General features: G+C 41.4%; 12 protein-coding genes. 8 read left to right on the top strand and 4 right to left on the bottom strand.

The window, feature by feature from the left end; genetic code table 11:
* The 3 genes from M3O96_RS12445 to M3O96_RS12435 form a co-directional block, all read right to left on the bottom strand.
* A complete protein-coding gene (locus M3O96_RS12445; RefSeq protein WP_249720923.1) occupies positions 1–2148 on the bottom strand; it encodes an alpha-glucuronidase family glycosyl hydrolase in 2148 nt (715 codons plus the stop codon).
* 118 nt (positions 2149–2266) lie between these two features.
* Positions 2267–3781 carry a phytoene desaturase family protein gene (locus tag M3O96_RS12440; RefSeq protein WP_249720922.1) on the bottom strand — a complete coding sequence of 505 codons (1515 nt, stop codon included), beginning with the start codon at positions 3779–3781 and terminating at the stop codon, positions 2267–2269.
* Positions 3782–4038: 257 nt separating this feature from the next.
* Positions 4039–5067, bottom strand: a complete 1029-nt coding sequence (locus M3O96_RS12435; RefSeq protein WP_249720921.1) for a response regulator — start codon at positions 5065–5067, stop codon at positions 4039–4041.
* A gap of 243 nt (positions 5068–5310) precedes the next feature.
* Between M3O96_RS12435 and M3O96_RS12430 the strand changes: the two genes are divergently transcribed.
* From M3O96_RS12430 to xylA, 4 genes are all read left to right on the top strand, one after another.
* On the top strand, positions 5311–5523 hold the full coding sequence (locus M3O96_RS12430) for a hypothetical protein (protein WP_249720920.1): 213 nt from the start codon (positions 5311–5313) through the stop codon (positions 5521–5523).
* Between the two features lie 102 nt (positions 5524–5625).
* Positions 5626–7269, top strand: a complete 1644-nt coding sequence (locus tag M3O96_RS12425; protein WP_249720919.1) for a sodium/sugar symporter — start codon at positions 5626–5628, stop codon at positions 7267–7269.
* Positions 7270–7281: 12 nt separating this feature from the next.
* Entirely contained in the window at positions 7282–8772 is a 1491-nt protein-coding gene (locus M3O96_RS12420; protein ID WP_249720918.1) for a xylulokinase, read from the top strand.
* A 199-nt stretch (positions 8773–8971) separates the two neighbouring features.
* Entirely contained in the window at positions 8972–10285 is a 1314-nt protein-coding gene (gene xylA / locus M3O96_RS12415) for a xylose isomerase (RefSeq protein WP_249720917.1), read from the top strand.
* 731 nt (positions 10286–11016) lie between these two features.
* Here the strand turns inward: xylA and M3O96_RS12410 are convergent.
* On the bottom strand, positions 11017–12075 hold the full coding sequence (locus tag M3O96_RS12410; protein WP_249720916.1) for a glycoside hydrolase family 43 protein: 1059 nt from the start codon (positions 12073–12075) through the stop codon (positions 11017–11019).
* Positions 12076–12186: 111 nt separating this feature from the next.
* On the opposite strand from M3O96_RS12410, the gene M3O96_RS12405 reads away from it, so the two are divergent.
* The 4 genes from M3O96_RS12405 (at position 12187) to M3O96_RS12390 (ending at position 18192) form a co-directional block, all read left to right on the top strand.
* Positions 12187–13944 (top strand): arylsulfatase, encoded by a 1758-nt coding sequence (locus M3O96_RS12405; protein ID WP_249720915.1) that lies wholly within the window; start codon positions 12187–12189, stop codon positions 13942–13944.
* Positions 13945–13982: 38 nt separating this feature from the next.
* Entirely contained in the window at positions 13983–15167 is a 1185-nt protein-coding gene (locus M3O96_RS12400; protein ID WP_249720914.1) for a PQQ-dependent sugar dehydrogenase, read from the top strand.
* 150 nt (positions 15168–15317) lie between these two features.
* Positions 15318–16121 carry a 3-keto-disaccharide hydrolase gene (locus M3O96_RS12395; RefSeq protein ID WP_249720913.1) on the top strand — a complete coding sequence of 268 codons (804 nt, stop codon included), beginning with the start codon at positions 15318–15320 and terminating at the stop codon, positions 16119–16121.
* Positions 16122–16530: 409 nt separating this feature from the next.
* Complete coding sequence (locus M3O96_RS12390; protein ID WP_249720912.1) at positions 16531–18192, top strand: FAD-dependent oxidoreductase; 1662 nt, start codon at positions 16531–16533, stop codon at positions 18190–18192.
* Positions 18193–18477: the final 285 nt, after the last annotated feature.

Here is an 18477-nt window from a genome sequence, read left to right as displayed (position 1 = left end):
TTAGATGCCTGGTACAAAGTTTCTTTTGAAATTTACATAATAATCCAAATCGTGTTTGGGTTTTTCAACACCGGCGGGAAATGGCATTTTGGAAAATTGCTGAAAATAAAGCAAGCAAGAGTCTCTCCACCATTCTGCTTCCGCTACTTGGATTTTCAAAAAAGAACTGATGTGTTTGAATCTTTCTTCGTCTATTTTTCCCTCCAAGCCTGACCATTGGGATTGCATCCATCTTGCGCCTTCTACCCCTTTTTGGTAGCGTAAAGCCATCTCATTCCATAAGGTATTCCCGGTTTTTAGTTTTTTGTTCCAAGATACTCTGTGAAACCAGAGCAATTGTTCCAATGGGATTTGGTCGGCATTGCCCCAGATTTTTTTCCACTCAGGAGCGTATTGCGCCAGAGCATTGCTTCCTTTATCGGTGCGGTCAAACCCTATCCCATCTACCGAAGCTCTGTGATAGTAGGTAGCTGTCCAATCTTCCCTGCCGCCACCTGTCACCCAAGGTCCCGGTCCCCAATGATGGCTTCTAGCCATGATATGGTGCAATCCCAAGGGAGTCATATAATTTACCAAAATTTCATGGGATTTGAGCATGATTTCGGAGGAGGTGTTTACGAATTCAGCATCATTGGTAAATGTCATTTTAAGCCAATCCTCAGCGATATCGTCAATATTGCTGTCCGGATTCCAAGCTATTTTTCCAAAAGCATACCAATCGGCTTGGGCTGTCGGATGCCCGGTCCAGTTTCTGTCTGTTCCAATATTGGCAACTCCTGCGATCCCGGTTAGTTGGTAACCTTGAAGGCTTCCGTCCAAGACTTTGCTGACTGTACTTCCTTTTCCTTTGGCATAAGTATCAGATTGGAGCACCTCTTTCCACATGGTGGCGAGATTTGCCCAATGTGTGTCTTGGCCCAAATATTCCTTGGTAATCTGAAATTCCATCATCAAGGGAGTTTTGGGCATCGCTCCAAAAAGTGGGTGAAATGGCTCACGTGGCTGAAAATCAAGTGGACCGTTTTTGACTTGCACAATGACATTATCCCTGAATTTTCCATCTAAAGGTTTAAATTCGTCATATGCTTGTTTGATCCTGTCGGTGGGGGTTTTTTCATTGTAAACAAATGCCCTCCACATCACTATCCCACCAAATGGTTTGACTGCATTCGCGAGCATATTTGCTCCGTCGGCTTGGGTGCGACCATAATTGTGTGGACCGGGCTGTCCTTCTGAATCGGCCTTGACCAAAAATCCTCCAAAATCAGGTATAAACTTATAAATCTCCGCTGTCTTTCTTTTCCACCAAGCTTGTACTTCGGGGTTTAAAGGATCGGCTGTTGGCAAACTGTCTAATATCATTGGGGCATTAAATCTTGCCGTCAGGTATATGGTGATGCCGTAAGGCCTGAAAGCATCAGCCAAAGCGGCATATTTTTCTAAATATTCCGGAGTAAGTACAAGTGCATTTGAATTGACATTGATGATCGAGGTTCCATTGATGCCGATCGAAGCATTTGCACGGGCATAGTCGATGTATTGCTGATCGACGTGCATGGGAAGGCGGTGCCAATTCCAAATACTGAAGCCGGCATATCCCCGCTCTACGGTTCTATTCAGGTTATCCCAATGATTTAAAAGCCTTTTTTGGATTTTTGGATTTTCAAGAAAGTCAAGGTTTTCCAGTTTTTCCCTCGTCTGTATGGCTTTCAAAAAAGCAAAAGTGCCATACAATAGCCCAATATCTGTTTTTGCGGTGATGATGATTTTTCCCTGGAAGGATTTCAGCCAATAGCCTTCATCTGTGATTTCATTGAGTTTTGGTCCCAGTTTGCTTTTGGTGTCAGCAGGTAAGTCATCGGTTTTGAGCACCCAAGTCAAATTTGAACCCGTAGTTTTTGAAAAAATAGGGGAGATGCGTTGGCCAAAAAAACCTTCGGAAGCTATCTCAAATTCTTTTTGAATGACTGATTGGGTGGCTGATTCTACGGCTATGGTGATGTGTTCGAGATAGTCTCGGTAATAATCGCCAACTGCCTTGTTTTCAAAGGGTAGATATTGGAGCCAAAGATTATACCCGTCATTGGCTTGGGTCACACTTACTAATAGGATTAGTAATAAGGTGAAGGTTAATTTTTTAATTTTCATTTTGAGTTTATAGGTTCGATTGAAAGATTGGGTGGAAAGCTAAAAAAATTAAAAGAAAAGTGTCAGGCATAATTGATAAACGGAATTCATATTCCCTTGATTTTGGAGAAAGCAGATATCATTTGAGAATTGTATCAGCTTCGAATAAAATTTTCTCTGAAATACAGATTTCCTGTATTGCTTCTCTGCCTGAATACGCTGCCGGTGGTAATCCCCCTCCTGTGGCTACCCAATGTCCGGCCATATAAAACCGCTTAAGAGATGGGAAATGTCTTGAAATTTTGGTTTTTGTTGATTCAGGGGTTGGTAGCCATCCTTTGTAACTTCCATTGTGGTTTCCGGTCCATTTTTCATATGTGATGGGAGTCGCTATATCTATGAAATCAACCTGACCTGAGATACCGGGAAATTCCCGTTCCAGGTTTTTGAGAAGTTCCTTGCCAATTCTTGATTTTTCTTTACTGTAAGGTTTTTCTCCTTGGTCATGGAGTTTTTTCCAATATTCATAATCCGAATCCAAAATGGCTGTGACCAAGGTTTTTCTAAGTGGGGAAGTTGTCGGATCAAAATTATAGATCTGGAAAGAAACCCTTTGATGCTTAAAATTGCCGACACGGAGTTTTCGGTCCAATGGGATATTAAGCCCGATGATAGAAGAATCCACCTCCTCAAAAGTCCTATTGATCCCCGCTGAAAAATAAACAAGGGAAGGAAAGGTCTCCAGTGTCCGGTAAGCATCCATTGTCCTCTCATCGGCACGGTTTTTTTCTAACAAATTGAGCAAAACTGTTGTGCCATCACATGCCGATATGACATAATCTGAATAATGGCATATGGAATCTTCAGTCTGTATCCCTACCGCCTGATTTTTCTCGATGAGAATTTTTGTGACTTTTTGCCCAAGGACCAATTTGCCTCCTAAGTCGGTGTATCTTTTTGTCAGCTGCTCCATGAATCTCCCCGAACCTCCAATCGGGTAGCCGGCAATTCTGTTTGCAGCATAGCTCAGCTGCAATAGCATAAAACTCATAGACATGTCAGGAGACCAAAAATTCTCAAAAGCCTTTTTGATGATCTTTGATTTGAATTTTTTTGCAAAGTTCCTCACAGACATGTGGTTGTATTTTTCCAAAACATCTGCACCAAATATATTTTCCGTAAACACTTTGGTCCAATTCCCGGCATGCAGCAAATCAAAAGCCCTCCCAATTGTTAAATTTGCTTCTGAGAGCAGCTTGATGTTATGGATCAAGTCTCCAATCAATCTAGCATCAACAGGAGAAATCGACAATAAATGTTGTTGAAGTCTGTTGGGATCAGTGTAAAAATGGACATCTACCCCTTGGATGTTTTTGTATTCAATAAAACTGTCATGGTAATGAAAATCCATATCATCCAACACACCCAATTCTTTCCACATCTTATAAAAATCGATTCCTGGTGCAGAACCGACAAGCCATTGGATTGAACCGTTGACATTGTATCCGGCTATTTCCCAGGAATTGCAGACTCCTCCGGTTCGCTGTCCCATTTCAAAAATAGTGACATCGAAACCGTTCAATCTTCCATATATACCTGCTGCAAGACCTGCGACACCTCCACCGATAATGTTGATTTTTTGTGAATCTTTCATGTTATTTTGGGTTTAGTCAACAATTTAAAAAGTTGTGGCAGGTGGACTATATAAATATAACCTGTATTATAATTTATAAAATAAAATATAAGAAAAAATGTGGATAGTAATGTCTTTTTGTAGAAATTTCAAACCAGAATCCTCAAACCTTTCCGGAAGGTTCCATTTAAAAATTGATTTGATTCTCACCTTTGAATAAAAAATCGGGCTAGGCCTGGAACCTAATTCGCTAACAAATAAAAAAGTAATGGAAAAATTTATTTTGGTCTTATCTGATCTTGTATGGTAATCTGCTGTGCCTTTTCTACCACATCTTTGATGATTACGTCCAACTCTTTTGCCGAATTTATCAGATGCCCCATAAATTCCTTAGATTCTAATTCATTCAAATTCTCTCTTTGAATCAAATCAATAATGCCCATCATTCTCGAAAGAGGAGCCCGCAGGATATGGGATTGCATCCAGGCTATGTCTCTGAGTTTTTCATTTTGTGCTTCAATGGCCTCAAGGTATTTGAGCTTGGCGGTAATGTCATTTGCCAATATAAGTCTACATCTTCTTCCCTGAAAAACAATGGCATTGGAATGGATTTCGACCCTTATCAAAGTCCCATCTTTTTTGAGGTGATTCACAATTACCCTGAGGTATTTTGGGTTTTCTTTGCGGACAGAATCCATAAGATTATCTAAATACTCTAATTCCTCCTTTGGCCGGATGTCCCGGACTGTCATATGCATAAATTCCTCCTCGCTATATCCATAATGCACAATCGCAGCTTGGTTTACATTCAGAAAATCTAAGGTATTCACATCAAAAACCCACATAGGCTGCGGGCTAAGTTGAAAAAGGTCCACATATCTTTGTTCGGATTCCTGTAATCGGACAAAATTCTTATTTCTCTCGATATTGTAGATTATACTTTTGAAGAGAATGGTAGGACTCAAATCATCTTTGAGTAGGTAATCTGAAATTCCCATCGAGAGAGATTTGATGGCGAAATTGGCATCGGCATAGCCTGTAAGTACGATAATCGGGGTATTCTCTGCTATAGAAATCATTTCGCCGACAAGTTGTAAGCCACTTTTGTCGGGGAGCGTTAAGTCCAGGAGGATGACATCAAACTTTGTTTTTTTCTCGGTTAAAATCTCTTTGGCTTCCCTGTAATTCTCCATTCTGATGATGACCGGTTCAGCAATCATTTCCTCCAAATATTCTTCCACTAAGACAAAATCCCCATAGTTATCCTCTACGAGCAAAATCTGATGTTTCTTTTTATCCTTTATCATTAGTCTGTGGGTAGCGTGATGGTTTTCATCCAATATTTTTAAATAAGAAGCCTTGGAATCTATCGTTATGGTGAAGCTTTTGAAGGAGATGAGATTTTTAATAATTATTCTTTGGCACCCCGCAACAATAAAACCTGACAAATATCATATTCTCTGTACAAATTTCTTTCCAAAAATCCTGAGCCAGGTTCAGGAGATGGAAAATTTGATTTTTAAGACATTGGTTATCAATAAATTTTTCGCTTGGAGCAAACAGATGGTTCAATGTTAGATAAAATATGTTTTTTTGCTATCCCTTTTTTGGGGAATGGGGGCTATTCTCCATTTTGCGATGTTGCAAGGTTAGAAGTTTTTTGGCCAAAAATTAAATTGATAGGCATTAGATTGATTTTTGAAAAAATCGGTTGGAGAAGATTGGTTCTGACCTTTGGGATAAATATTCGAAAACAGTATTGAGATTAGCTTAAAACATTATATTTGAAAATAATTCGGTTAAAAAAAGAAATTATCTTTTGCAATCGATTACGGATAAAAATCATTAATAATAAACCATAACCTATGTTACTAGAACCCTTAGACCTCGCCGTATTTGTCGGCTATTGCTTATTGATTGTGGGTATGGGACTATTTGTCTCCCGAGAAAAAAAAGGGCATATCAAAGATTCAAAAGATTACTTCTTGGCATCCAAGGCATTGCCTTGGTGGGCTGTAGGTGCATCGCTGATAGCATCAAATATTTCTGCTGAGCAATTTATCGGCATGTCGGGTTCAGGTTTTGCGATGGGATTGGCCATATCCACCTACGAATGGATGGCAGCTGCTACACTTTTGGTGGTGGCCATATTTTTCCTTCCTGTATATATTAAAAAGGGTATCTACACCATGCCGGGATTTTTGCTTGACAGGTATGACACCCGAGTCAGGACTACCATGGCAATATTTTGGTTACTTCTCTATGTATTTGTCAACTTGACTTCGGTCCTTTATCTTGGCGCATTGAGCTTAAATACCATTCTGAATGTCCCAATGACTTATGGCATCATAGGCTTGGCACTATTTGCGATGGTCTACTCCATTTATGGAGGACTTAAGGCAGTTGCTTGGACGGATGTGGTGCAGGTGGTTTTCCTGATTGCAGGTGGATTGGCTACGACTTACATCGCACTTCAGATAGTGGGAAGCGGGGATGCTTGGGATGGTTTGGGTTTATTAAGAAAAGAAGTTCCAGGTCACTTTTCTATGATCCTTTCCAAAGGTGAAATGATGATACCTGATGGCAAAGGTGGTACAAGGGATGCCTATTTGGACCTTCCCGGTATCAGTGTGTTGGTAGGAGGAATGTGGATTACCAATTTGAGTTATTGGGGATTTAACCAATACATTACCCAAAGGGCCTTGGCAGCAAAGAATCTTGATGAAGCCCAAAAAGGGATGATTTTCGCTGGATTTTTGAAATTGTTGATGCCATTGATAGTCGTTATCCCTGGAATTGCAGCTTATGTGATTGTAGAAAACAATATTGATCCAGGTTTTATTGCATCTATGAAAGATCCTGTGACTGGCTTGATCAAATCTGACAGGGCGTATCCGACATTGCTTCAGATTTTGCCCGTAGGCCTTAAAGGATTAGCGTTTGCAGCCTTGACAGCAGCGATCGTATCCTCATTGGCATCTATGGCCAACAGTACTTCTACGATTTTTACGATGGACATCTTCAAACAATACATTGATAAAAATGCCTCTGAGACCAAACAGGTAAGGGTAGGCAGATTGGCAGCTTTGGTTGCTTTTGTGGTGGCTGCCATCGTAGCTCCGGCTTTGGGTTCTTTGGACCAGGCTTTTCAATTTATCCAAGAATATACAGGTTTTGTTTCTCCGGGAGTTTTTGCCATATTCTTCTTTGGTGTATTTTGGAAGAAAACAACTTCCAATGCAGCTTTGACTGCAGCGATTTTGACCATTCCTTTGTCAACCGCCTTGAAGTTTGGAATGCCAAACCTACCATTCCTTGATAGGATGGGTGTCGTGTTCTTGGTTATTTCTGCTCTTATTATTGCCATCAGTTTGTATGAAGGCAAAGGCAAAGACCATCCAAACAGCATTGAAATCAACAGGGAACTCTTCAAGACAAGTACTACCTTCAAAATCGGAGCTATTATTATTTCAGGCATCACAGCCGCACTTTACATTGTATTCTGGTAGAATTTATCAAGCATGAGAAGATTATTGATTGGATATGATATCGGGAGTTCTTCGGTGAAAGCTACCCTTTTGGATGCTGATACCGGCAAAGTAGTGGCTTCTGAAGGATTGCCGAAGGTCGAAATGACCATAGCAGCACCTCAAAAAGATTGGGCAGAACAGGATCCTGACATGTGGTGGAAGTATATCATTGATACCACCCATGCCATTGTTAAAAGTGGCGAAGTCAAAAAAGGCGAACTGAAAGCCATCGGGATTTCTTACCAGATGCACGGGTTGGTATGTGTGGATAAAAACTATAAAGTAATCCGTCCCTCCATCATTTGGTGTGATAGCCGGGCTGTTGGTATTGGTAACAAAGCTTTTCAGGAATTGGGAGAAGAATATTGCCTTCCCCATTTATTGAACTCTCCGGGAAATTTTACAGCATCCAAGCTGAAGTGGGTCAAGGAAAACGAGCCTGACCTGTATGCCCGGATCCACAAAATCATGCTCCCGGGTGATTATATCGCCATGAAGCTTTCGGGGGAAATCAAAACCTCAGAAACAGGCTTGTCAGAAGGCATTTTCTGGGATTTCAAATCAAATGGATTGTCCAAAAAGCTTTTGGATTACTACGGGATCGATGAATCCCTGATCGCAGACGTGGTACCTTCTTTCTCCTTTCAGGGAAATGTGAATTCTGAGGCTTCGGAAATATTGGGAATAGAATCCGGCATTCCAATAACTTACCGGGCCGGCGACCAACCCAATAATGCTTTTTCACTGAATATATTGGAAGAAGGCGAATTGGCCACAACGGCGGGTACGAGTGGGACCGTTTATGGCGTAAGTACACAAGCGGTATATGACCCAAAATCCAGAGTGAATACCTTTGTTCATGTCAACCACAAGCAGAAAGATCCAAAATATGGAGTTTTGCTTTGTGTTAACGGAACAGGGATTTTGAATTCCTGGCTCAAAAAACTGTTGGGCGGAGAAAGCATTTCTTATCCTGAAATGAATGATTTGGCCTCGCAGGTTCCCATCGGCGCAGAAGGACTAAAGTTTATTCCTTTTGGAAACGGTGTCGAAAGAATCATGGGAAACAAATCTGTGGATGCCCATCTTTCCGGTATTAATCTCCTCAAGCATGACAAGAGACATGTGCTCCGTGCAGGACAAGAAGGGATTGTAGCTTCTTTGACTTATGGGTTTCACATCATGAAGGACATGGGCTTGAACCTCAACACTGTCAAGGCAGGAAGGGCAAACATGTTCTTGAGTCCGCTGTTCAGAGAAGCTTTTGTCAATATGAACGATATCACCTTGGAACTTTATGATACCGACGGTTCACAAGGCGCAGCACGAGGAGCAGGGATTGGTGCCGAGATTTATTCTTCGCCGAAAGAAGCTTTTCAAGGGCTTGAAAAATTAGCATCAAAAGAACCGGACCCTTCTTTGGGCAGTGCTTACAAGGAAGTCTATGAAAGCTGGTTGGATGCACTGAAAAAAGTGCAGTGATCGTTTCCGGTGGTCAGTTGCCAGTTTACAGTGGGAAGTTTACAGTTTATAGTGGTCAGTTTACAGTTTACAGCCAAACCATGTAATGAGTAGATGCTGATTACTGATTACTGGTTAATGAACACTGCTTACTGAATACTGACCACTGCTTACTCAAATTTCACATCTCATATCTATTAAAAAATAACCTATAAATACCATGTCAAAAACCTATTTTCCAAACATCGACCAAATCAAGTTTGAAGGAAAGGGATCCAAAAATCCGTTTTCATTCAAATATTATGATGAAAATAAAGTTGTTGGAGGAAAGACCCTCAAAGAACATTTTAAATTTTCCATAGCCTATTGGCATACCTTCTGTGCCACAGGCGCTGATCCATTTGGGCCTGGAACAATGATAAGACCTTGGGATGCGAATGCAGATGCAGTCCAAAGAGCTAAAGACAAAATGGATGCTGCTTTTGAATTCATCACCAAAATCGGCGCTCCGTATTATTGCTTCCATGACGTTGACCTCATTGATGAAGGAAATTCCCTTTCTGAATATGAAAGCAGGATGCAGGTCATCACAGATTATGCCAAGCAAAAGCAGGCAGAAACCGGGGTGAAGCTACTTTGGGGAACAGCCAACGTATTCTCCAACCCACGCTATATGAACGGTGCTTCTACCAATCCTGACTTCAATGTCGTGACTTGGGCAGGAACTCAGGTGAAAAATGCCATTGATGCCACCATCAAATTAAATGGTGAGAATTATGTGTTTTGGGGTGGACGTGAAGGCTATATGTCGTTACTCAATACCGACATGAAGCGTGAGACAGAACACCTTGGTAGGTTTCTGACCATGGCAAGGGATTATGCTAGGAAGAATGGTTTCAAAGGAACCTTCTTTATCGAGCCCAAACCGATGGAACCAACCAAACACCAATATGACTATGACGCCGCTACTGTGATCGGTTTCTTGAGACATTTCGGATTGGACAAAGATTTCAAATTGAACATCGAAGTCAACCATGCAACCTTGGCAGGACATACCTTCCAACACGAGCTTCAGGTAGCAGTGGATGCCGGCATGTTAGGCTCAATCGATGCCAATAGAGGAGATTCGCAAAACGGATGGGATACCGATCAATTTGCCATCAACCTTCAGGAACTGACTGAGGCCATGTTGGTAATCCTTCAAGGCGGAGGTATCAAAGGTGGAGGTGTAAACTTTGATGCCAAAGTGAGAAGGAATTCTACAGATCTTGATGATCTGTTCTTGGCACACATCGGCTCGATGGATGCTTTTGCGAGAGGCATGTTGATTGCCAATGACATTTTGGAAAACTCAGCTTATCTTGATATGAGAAAGCAGCGCTATGCTTCTTTTGATGATGGAAAAGGAAAAGAATTCGAAGAAGGCAAGCTGACTTTGGAAAATTTAAGAAGCTTGGCGGTAGCCAACGGCGAACCAAAACAAACCAGCGGCAAGCAGGAATTGTACGAGAATATCTTGAATGAATTCATTTAGGATTTATCCAAACATAAATGAAAAGACCGTCTGGTGTAAACTAGACGGTTTTTTTTATTCTGGTGCCAGGCTTATCCCGCTTCAGGGCTGTTTGACGAAGGAGTCAAAATAAGGAGATTTCACTTAGATTTCGGTAATAGAGATTATCCAAATTATGAGACCCGTGACCGAAATACCGAAAAAACCGCCATTCTACCCATGGGCTACGGTGCATGGAGATTTGAGAAAATATAAAACTAGGTTTAGCACCTTACCCATGGCTACAAATATTTTGCGCCGTTGGGGCTTTTGGTCGAAGGAATCTCCCCTAGGCGGAATTTGCAATTACGCCTTCTTATAATTGCAATTTGTAATTCCATTAGGACCAATCTTTACTTTGATAATTTTCTGTCAACCTTCCCTGTTTTTGGTGTGAGGCCAATTCCTTTCTTTCCTTTTTTTCTCCCAATCCCGATATTAATCGGGACCAATGAAACCTCGTTTTCTTTAACCCCGAGCTGTGGTGCATGGAAATTTGTTTGAGTATAAAAACCAGAGAAGCACCTTGCACGGGGCTGGTATTATTTCGCTCCGCCGCGGCGGACAGTTGTTCGAAGGAGCCAAAATGATGAAGATTTACCTCCCATTTGAATGTAGAAAGGCGCAAGCGTAAAAAATAAAAAACGCCGTCAAAAATCTATTTGACGGTGTTTTTATTTCTCAAATCTCAAATCTCAAATCTCAAATCTTATCTACTTTCTCAAAGGCTCAATAGTCTGTATCGTGCCATCTTCATTGTGGACCAATTCGGTCATCTTGATATTGCGCAGGTGGGTTTTGTTGGTCAATTCGGTGTCATGGTAGAAGAGATACCATTTGCCTTCAAACTCAACAATGGAATGGTGATTGGTCCATCCCTGAACAGGATTCAGGACAACTCCTTGGTAAGTAAAAGGACCATAAGGATTGTCCCCTATGCCATAAGCGATAAAATGGGTATCGCCAGTAGAGTAGGAGAGGTAATACTTTCCTTTGTATTGGTGTACCCAGGCAGCTTCAAAAAATCTCCTTTCATTGTCTCCGGCTAGGATGGGATTTCCTGAGGAATCCACAATCTGAATCGGTCGTGCAGGTTCGGCAAGTTCCATCATGTTGGCATTCAATTTTGCCATTTGAGGCATAAGGGCTGGTTGGTCTGCAGCAGGCAATCCATCGGTCGGTCCTTTGCCTACGGGCCTATGCTTGCCATCACGGTATTGTTGTAATTGGCCACCCCAAATTCCTCCCCAATACATGTAGTAACTTCCATCCCCGTCTTTGAATACCGCAGGGTCAATGCTGAAGGTTCCTTTCATCGGTTCAGGATTGGCGACAAATGGCCCTGTTGGTTTATCGGAAACTGCCACGCCGATTTTGAAAAGGTCATTGGCATCCTTTGCAGGGAAATAAAAGTAATATTTACCGTCCTTCTCTGCCGCATCAGGTGCCCACATTTGTCTTTTGGCCCAAGCTACGTCTGCCACGTCCAACACTTTGCCGTGATCTGTAACCTTTCCACCCGGTTTGTCCATGGAGAAAACATGAAAATCCTTCATGTCAAAATGCGATCCCATATCATCTTCCGTGACACCGGATTCTAAATCATGAGAAGGGTAAATGTAAATCTTCCCTTCAAAAACATGCGCCGAAGGATCCGCGGTGTAGACGTGACTGACCAAAGGGGGATTTACAAAAAGTTTGGGAGCACAGGACAACGCCAAAAAGGGAATAACAGCTGCTGCCGAAATTGATTTTACAAAATTATATTTCATAGGTTATAGGTTTTTTTTTGTTCCTTAAAAGTAGGGATTAGCATTGATAATTTTTGATGTTTTCCAATAATTTCAGGTATCTTGATTGGAGTATTGCAAACCTTATTGACCATGAAGTTCCCCTTTTCCTTTCTGCTATTTTTTTTATTTTCTTTAGTTTTCTTTGGCTCGTGCAAAGAAAAAATCATTTTACCTAAACACAATATCCTGCTTATCATCACGGATGACCAAGGCTGGGGAGACCTTTCCTACCATGGAAATGAGGTGATTGAAACTCCTCATTTGGATTCATTAGCGGCTCAATCCGTGATTTTTGAAAGGTTTTATGTTTCTCCCGTTTGTGCACCCACGCGTGCGAGCCTGCTCACGGGGCGCTATCATCTGGCCACAGGCACTACTTGGGTGACGCATAGGATGGAAGTGATGAGGGAGGAGGAAATCACGATTGCGGAGATGCTCCAGCCTGCAGGTTATCGGACAAGATTGTTTGGTAAATGGCATCAGGGAAAACAGTTTCCCCATGATCCTTTAGGGCAAGGTTTTGAGGAGTTTTTGGGATTTACTGAAGGTCATCTTAACAATTACTTTGACAGCAAACTCACGCATAATTTTGAGGAAGTTTCTTTCGAAGGTTATTTGCCTGATTTCTTGACTGACAAAACGATGGATTTTATGGAGGGAGAAGCCCCTTTTTTTGCGATGCTTTCCTTCAATACTCCCCACAGCCCTTTTCAGGTTCCTGACCGATACTTTGATATGTACAAAGCCAAAGGACTTAACGACAAAGACGCAGCGGTCTACGGAATGGTAGAAAATATCGATGACAATGTCGGAAGGCTGATTTCTTTTCTCAGACAAAGCGGGAAACTTGATAATACCATTGTCATCTTTATGACAGACAATGGTCCCAATGGAGTCCGGTTCAACGGCGGCATGAAAGGGGCCAAAGGCCATTTAGATGAGGGAGGAGTGAGGGTTCCGTTTTTTATTCGGATTCCCGGTCAGCCACATCAGGTGATTAAACCTTGGGCGGCACACATTGATGTACTTCCGACTTTGATGGATTTGCTGGGAATACCGGTTTCCCAAGACCTTGAGGCCCATGGCAAAAGTCTATTGCCGTTGATCAAGGGTAATCCGCAATGGGAAGACAGGTACTTTTTCACACACCATGTCAACCGGGATTTCGATACGATTCCCGGAGCGATCCGAAATCAGAAGTATCTTTTGACCCTGAAAAACAACAAAAAAGAGCTCTATGACCTGGAAAACGATTATTTCCAAATCCAAAATGTTATCGCTGAAAATCCCCAATTGGTGGAAATGATGGAGGAGGAATATTTGGCTTGGTTCCAGAATGTGACCAAAAATGGTGTTACACCCCCTTTGATCCAAGTTGGACATGCGCAAATTCCCCGGATAGAACTTCCGGCACCTGATGGGAAAATGATGGGAGGGGTCAGTTTCAAGGGAAAAATGGGATGGGCCAATGATTGGTTTGTGGGATTCACCTCAGAATCTGATCAGGTATATTGGGACTTGGAAGCAGTACAGAACTGCGAGTATGAGGTATATGCACAAATGTCCAATAGCTCACCGCTTGAAATTGTTCTTGATTTGAATGGTGAGGAATGGGGCACAACGATCTTAGGAGCCAATGTTGCTGAACAAATTCCTAGTCCAGATAGAGTTCCAAGGGGGGAGGTTTATGAGAAAAACTGGCCTTTGATATATTTGGGAAAGGGAAGGTTTGAAAAGGGAAAAGTGAAGCTTACCCTACGAGCCAAAGGCAAGGAAAATGTAGAACTTGAAATAAAATCAGTTATACTTAATGAACTGAATTTTAAATTACCCCATTCAATAAAATGAGTTGCAACACGTTAAATTTTTGACCAAAAGGTAAAATTATGAAAAATCCCATCCTCCATTTTTGCGTTTTGATACCCCTGTTTTTTTTTAATGTTTCCTGCATTCAGGAAAATGGCGATGTCGATCAGACAGAAAAGGGACCCATTGTGGTCAAAGTGGCTTATCCCAATTTGACTTTTGAAAGGCCGGTTGATTTTCAAAATGCCGGGGACAATTCAAATAGGACTTTTATCGTGGAGCAAAGAGGAGTGATATCCGTATTTCCAAATGATCCTACTGCCACTACCAAGCAGGTGTTTTTGAATATTGAATCCAAAGTGAAAGACCAAGGAAATGAGGAGGGACTTTTGGGTTTGGCTTTTCATCCCAATTATGAAACCAATGGCTTTTTCTATGTCAATTATACCGCCGCCAACCCCAACCGAACTGTAATTTCCAGATTTCAGGTTTCTGCTTCGAATATCAACCAAGCCAATCCGGCAAGTGAATTGGTGTTGATGGAAATCCCTCAGCCTTTTTCTAACCACAATGGAGGACAGGTTTCATTTGGGCCTGATGGCTTTTTGTACATCGCAGTTGGAGATGGAGGGTCTGGCGGCGATCCCCAAAATCATGGGCAGAATCCTAAAACATTGTTAGGAACAATCCTCAGAATAGATGTAAACAGCCCATCGGGATCTCTAAATTATTCCATCACATTAGATAATCCATTTGTTATTAATAATGCTTCAGGTATCCGAGCAGAGATCTATGCGTATGGTTTAAGGAACCCTTGGCGTTTCAGTTTTGACACCCAAAACGGAAGGTTGTGGGCAGGTGATGTAGGCCAAAACAGGGCAGAGGAAATAGACATTGTCACCAATGGTGGTAATTACGGATGGCGGACAATGGAAGGGTTTGAGTGCTACAATCCCGCAAACAATTGTAACCAAACCGGATTACTAATGCCTATCGTAGAATATGGCCATTCCAATGGGGATGTTTCTGTGACGGGAGGATTCGTCTATCGCGGAGCTACCTTGGATGAACTAAAGGGATTATATGTTTATGGGGATTTTGTTTCAGGCAGGATTTGGACTTTGAACCACGCCAATATCAAGAATCCGATCAATACCGAATTGATGAAAGCCTCTTTTCCAATAGCTTCCTTTGGAGTGGATCAACAAAACGAGTTGTATATCTGTGGCTTTGATGGGAAAATTTACAAGTTCGGTTATGAATAACCTCCTCAGAGGGGTTCACATCAGTTTGTATTTAAATTTTTTTTGATTCGGTAGTGATGAGTTTTTGGATTAAAAATAGTCGATTTAATTTTTCGACCGGGGTAGACCTGCAAAATTTAATTTGTATATTTTCCAAAAAAACCCAATTAAATGATCCGACTGATAAACTTCTTGGCTTTCTGCATGATCACATTCACAATTTTCTCCTGTGCTGGAAGCCAAAAAAATGAAAGTGAGGCTGAATCTTGGCAAACACTTTTTAATGGAATAGACCTAAATGGATGGGTTCCTAAAATCCACAAGCACGAGGTAGGCGAAAATTTTGCTGAAACATTCAGGGTTGTGGATGGTGCTATTCAAGTCAACTATGATCAATATGAAGTTTTTGAAGAAAAGTATGGTCATTTATTCTACAAAGAGCCATTTTCTTCTTTTCATCTCAAATGGGAATACCGGTTTACAGACCAATGGATGTCAGATGCCCCTGACTTTACTTATAGAAACAGCGGTGTCATGTTTCATTCCCAAGACCCGAATACTATCCTCAAAGAACAAGATTGGCCGGTTTCGGTAGAATATCAGATGTTGGCAGATGCGGGAGATGGAAATCCACGACCTACAGGCAATATGTGCTCTCCGGGAACCCAAGTGTACTTCGAAGGCGTGTCCGATCCAAGACACTGTATCAATTCTACCTCGGAAACCTTTCCTTGGGATGCGTGGGTCAAGGCAGAACTCATTGTGTATGAAGACTCTTTGGTCATGCATCTCGTCAATGGTGATACAGTTCTCAGGTATACTAAGCCACATCAAAAACTTTCCAGTGGTGTTGTCAATAGATTCACTGATGAATTGTTCGAGGAGGATAGGCCTTTGAAATCTGGCTACATCGGATTACAGGCAGAAGGTCAAGGTGTTGAGTTTAAGGAAATCAAAATCAAAAAACTGGATTAAATATGATTTGTCAGGTTTAGGAGTTTTGTTCTTAAATTCCTCTATTCTAAATTCTGCAAATGGCCAAAGTCCCTTTAGGGACATAATCTGGGTAAAAAAATTGATCAATCGAATGGCTTTTGTGCCTTTAGGTACAACCTATATTCCGTACCTAAAGGCACGGGAATGAACTAAAATCAAACTCGTCCTACCCATATCTTGTCCCTAAAGGGACAGGAAATTAAACCATATGTATCTATTTTTTCTTTCTTTCAATCAGTAGGATTATTGAATCGAAACTTAAATTGATAACTTCTATCGAAATTTGATAAATTAAGTTAACCCATTATCCAATAACCAAATACTTGTACTGACCGCAAACGAAGTAACCAATAACCAAATAACCAATAACCAAATAACCAATTAACCAATGTCCAAATCCCTCAATTTCCTTATAGCATTTATCCTAATAGTATGCCTTGGCTGCAAAAAAGAAGATAAATCCGCTTTCGAAGCTGACATCATCATCTACGGAGGAACTTCAGCCGGAATAATTGCAGCGGTTCAAGCCAAAAAAATGGGTAAATCTGTTTTGGTAGTTTCTCCGGATATCCATTTAGGCGGACTTTCTTCAGGAGGCTTGGGTTTTACAGATACTGGAGACAAAACGGTCATCGGTGGCTTGGCAAGGGAATTTTACCACCGTGTATATATGCATTACCAAAATGACTCCGCTTGGAAATGGCAGAAAAGGGAGGAATATGGAAACAAGGGTCAGGGAATACCTGCAATAGATGGAAATGCGCGGACCATGTGGATTTTTGAACCACATGTTGCGGAAATGATCTTTGAGGATTTTGTCAGGGAAAATGAAATAGAAGTTCTCCGAGATGAATGGTTGGATAGAGAAAGTGGTTTGACGAAAACAAATGGAAAAATAGTTTCTTTCATGACACTATCTGGTAAGACTTTTAGGGGTAAAATTTTTATTGATGCCACCTATGAAGGAGACCTTTTGGCGGCAGCTGGGGTAACTTATCATATCGGAAGGGAATCCAACGAGACTTATGGAGAAAAGTGGAATGGGGTGCAGTTTGGTGTATTCCAACATGGACATTATTTCAAAAATCCTGTAAGTCCATATATAGTAGCCGGAGATTCTTCAAGTGGTTTGTTGCCGGAAATATCAGCCGCAAAACTTCCACCCAACGGGACAGGTGACGACAAAGTACAGGCATACAATTTCAGGATGGCACTCAGTCAGCACCCGGACAATAGGATTCCATTTCCAAAGCCTGTGAATTATGATCCAAATAGGTATGAATTATTGGCAAGGGTTTTCGAAACCGGTTGGAATGAAACTTTTGACAAGTTCGATGACATTCCCAATCTCAAAACAGACACCAATAACCATGGACCTTTCAGCACAGATTATATAGGGAAGAATTATTCCTATCCGAAAGCTAGCTATGAAGAGAGGAAAACCATGATCCGCGAACACGAGGATTACCAAAAAGGATTGATGTACTTCTTGGCAAATGACTCCAAAGTTCCTGAAGCGGTAAGCAACGAAATGTCTAAATGGGGATTGGCAAAAGATGAATTTGTAGACAATGGCAACTGGCCACATCAGATTTATGTGAGGGAAGCGCGGAGGATGATTGGAGATTATGTCATGACTGAGCACGATGTCCTCGGTGATAAAGAGGTTCCGCATTCAGTAGGTATGGGTTCTTATTCACTTGATTCGCACAATATCCAGCGGATAGTGACTGCGGATGGATTTGTACAAAATGAAGGAGATATCGGCGTTCATCCCAAAAACCCATACAGCATATCTTATGGAACTATCGTTCCAAAAAAATCCGAATGCGAAAATTTGCTTGTTCCTGTGTGCGTGTCAAGTTCTCATACAGCTTTTGGATCCATCCGTATGGAGCCGGTTTTTATGATTTTGGGACAATCCGCCGCAACAGCCGCCTCTATGGCGATCGATGAAAACCTCGCTGTTCAGGATGTTTCTTATGAAAAATTGAACGTAAGGCTAAAAGCAGATGGTCAGGTACTGGTATTGGGAGAAAGATTGAAGTAAACCCGAATTTTTTAATCTTTACCAATTACCGCGTTCTTCAGATTCATTCAAAAGCAATACTTAAAAATAGAAAGTACTTTGAAATTACTTTCTTGTCAGGAAAACTGAACTATTTGGCCTCAAATTTTTGGAAGATTTTTTTAAATAATCCCGTGCAATATTTTGGAAATGAAAGAGCCAATCTGCCAATTCTGTAAGATTTCACTATTGTTGTATAAGCCTTTAACCATTTAGTTCCTGTATTTTTATACAAAATTCCCTTCTTTTTTAAAGATGGGAAATCCA

It is taken from the genome of Aquiflexum sp. TKW24L, assembly GCF_023502205.1.
GTDB lineage: Bacteria > Bacteroidota > Bacteroidia > Cytophagales > Cyclobacteriaceae > Cognataquiflexum.
Note: the sequence above shows the minus strand (reverse complement) of the source record. Positions and strands in the feature narration are given on the sequence as shown.